This is a genomic window from Clostridium sp. 1001270J_160509_D11 (assembly GCF_015667935.1).
GTDB lineage: Bacteria > Bacillota > Clostridia > Peptostreptococcales > Peptostreptococcaceae > Intestinibacter.
The window spans coordinates 1-2649 of record NZ_JADPET010000221.1 but is presented as its reverse complement, the minus strand read 5'-3'; the positions used below and the strand labels follow the sequence as shown (position 1 = coordinate 2649).

The following is a 2649-nucleotide window of genomic DNA, read 5'->3' as shown; positions in this document are numbered from 1 at the left end:
AAAACAAGTTGAAGTTAATGAAGCTGGTAGTGGTGAAATAGTTGTTATAGCAGGTATACCTGATATATCAATAGGTGAAACTATATGTGAAGTTGGAAACGAACTTCCAATGGAAATGATACATATAGAAGAACCTACTCTATCAATGAACTTCCTAGTTAATGATTCTCCATTCGCTGGTAAAAGTGGTAAATTCGTAACTACAAGACACTTAAAAGATAGATTAGAAAAAGAACTTGAAGTTAATGTTGGTCTTAAAGTTGAACCAATGGACACTACTGACGGATACAAAGTAAGTGGTCGTGGTGAGCTTCACTTATCAATATTACTTGAAAACATGAGACGTGAAGGATACGAAATAGGTGTATCTAAACCAGAAGTTTTAATGCACAAAACTGAAGATGGTAGAGTTCAAGAACCAATCGAAAAAGTTATAATAAACTGTCCAGAAGTTTACTCTGGTACTGTAATAAACAAAATGAACTTAAGAAAAGGTATGATGGAAGCAATGTCTATAGAAGGAGATTACGTAAAAATCGAATTCTCTGCTCCAACTCGTGGACTTTTAGGATACAGAAGTGAGTTCATAAATGATACTCGTGGTGAAGGAAACATGGTAAGATCTTTCGCTAGATACGAAGATTACAAAGGTGAAATACCAACAAGAAACAACGGAGTTTTAATAGCTCAAGGTGCTGGTACAACTATGGCTTACGGTCTTAACGCACTAAGCGAAAGAGCTCAAATGTTCGTTGAACCAGGTGTTGATGTTTACGAAGGTATGATAATCGGAATGAACTCAAGACGTGAAGATATGGTAGTTAACCCATGTAAAAACAAAAAACTTACAAACGTTCGTGCTTCAGGAAGTGACGACGCTATAAAATTAAACCCAGCTAGAACATTCACTCTTGAAGAAGCTCTAGAATTTATAGATGATGATGAATTAGTAGAAATCACTCCAGATTCTATAAGACTTAGAAAGAAATACTTAAAAGAACACGAAAGACTACAATACAACAAACAAAGACAAAGAGCAGCAATAAAATAATTGCTTAAAATAAGGCTTAGACAAATCAATTTTGTCTAAGCCTATTAATTTACCCAAAACAACTTCTCCCCATCTATAATATCAAAATCAATAAATATAATTTACTATGTATTAAAAAAAGTAGGAGCAGATTTTTTCTATGTCCTCTAGCTAAAATCATGTCACCTCCTATATTATTATTTTGATTTCTTCTCTAAAAATATACCAAATAAATAAGATATTATAGAAAATATAAATGCAGTTAACATTGAGCACGAGACACCTTTGATAAGTGTTTCTGATATGCCAATTATAATCATATTTAAAGGTATATCTAAAGTCAAATATAATAAATTATATTGGGTATCTGTAAGTCCTCTTAGCTCTTTCAAAACCTTTAAAAAACATACAACTATAAAGTCTAGAATCATACTCAAAATTAAAAATATCCCAAAGAACTTTGCTAGGGATAATAAATTATTGTACTTCAATCCAAGTAAATATAGTATGGTTCCTCCAAAAAATAAAAAAAGTGCATAAACTATTATAGCCAGTATAATACCTGGAATTAGTATTTGTAGTAATTTTTTTATATTAGTCATAAAATCCTCCTTATATATAGTAATGATATTATAATATGTTATTACTGAGTACATCTATTTTAACATATTGTTTATTTTATAAAAATAAAATTGTGTTTTTATATAGAATTATTTCCTTACAATGAAAAAAGGCTAATACAAAATAGATTTTTTATTCTGTATTAGCCCCTTTTTATATGAGTTTTACTTAAATAGCTAATAAATACTTTACATAGTTAAAAATTCCATTAATTTATATAAGAATTCTGCTTTATAAAAGTATTTATTTAATGCTAAGCTTCCTTATTTTAGAATCCTTGTGCTGCATCTGATGTCGGTGCAAATATTGATTCAACTTGTTTATCAGTTAAATCAACGCCAAATACTTCTTTATAATAATCTTTAACTTCTTTAGTCATATCTATATCTTCAAATTTATCTGGATATATAGTTTTTGCTAACCATAATAATGTCATTGGAGTGTCTGCTCCAGGAGTATAACTTCTATACATTCCTAAAGGCATTTTGTAGACTTTTTTATCTTCTACTGCTTTTACTTTGCTCCAATCGTTACTTCCTATTGTGTTGTTGTATAAATCTTCTGGTTGAGCTTGTGTAAAGTTTGTAACAAAGATTATATCTGGATTGTATTTATAAATTTGTTCCATATTAACTGGTACTGCGTTGTCTTTTTTAATATCATCAGCTACGTTTTTAGCTCCTATAGCTTTTGCCCACCAGCTACCAAAGAATGAATTTCCTGATGTTGCGATTGAAGTTTCATCATATTTAAATAAGAAAAATACATTAGCTCTTTCATCATCTGGTATATCTTTTACTCTATCTTGAACCATTTTATAAACATCGTCGCTGTGTTTTTTAACTACATCTGCTTTAGCATCTTCTGGGAATATTTGACTTAATAAGTCTATCCAGTTGTTTAAAGTTTCTATAGTGTTGTATTCCCATTTATTAACTGATATTGCAACTGCATTAAATCCAGCTTCTTTTAATTTATCGCCTATTGCTGTATCTGAT

At 30.0% G+C, this 2649-nt stretch carries 2 protein-coding genes and 1 pseudogene; 1 reads left to right on the top strand and 2 read right to left on the bottom strand.

Going from position 1 to position 2649, the window contains the following annotated elements:
- A pseudogene (locus I4U58_RS13400) lies at positions 1-1051 on the top strand (translational GTPase TypA); the annotation flags it as partial.
- A 176-nt stretch (positions 1052-1227) separates the two neighbouring features.
- On the opposite strand, the gene I4U58_RS13395 reads toward I4U58_RS13400, so the two are convergent.
- Positions 1228-1632, bottom strand: coding sequence for a regulatory YrvL family protein (locus I4U58_RS13395; protein WP_195931834.1), 405 nt, complete (start codon positions 1630-1632; stop codon positions 1228-1230).
- Between the two features lie 287 nt (positions 1633-1919).
- Positions 1920-2649: ABC transporter substrate-binding protein (locus tag I4U58_RS13390; protein WP_195931833.1), on the bottom strand; the 730-nt coding region annotated here is incomplete at its 5' end.

Excerpts from the sequence above, each read along its gene's own strand:
- I4U58_RS13395 (WP_195931834.1), bottom strand. The coding sequence starts at position 1,632 with ATGACTAATATAAAAAAATTACTACAAATACTAATTCCAGGTATTATA.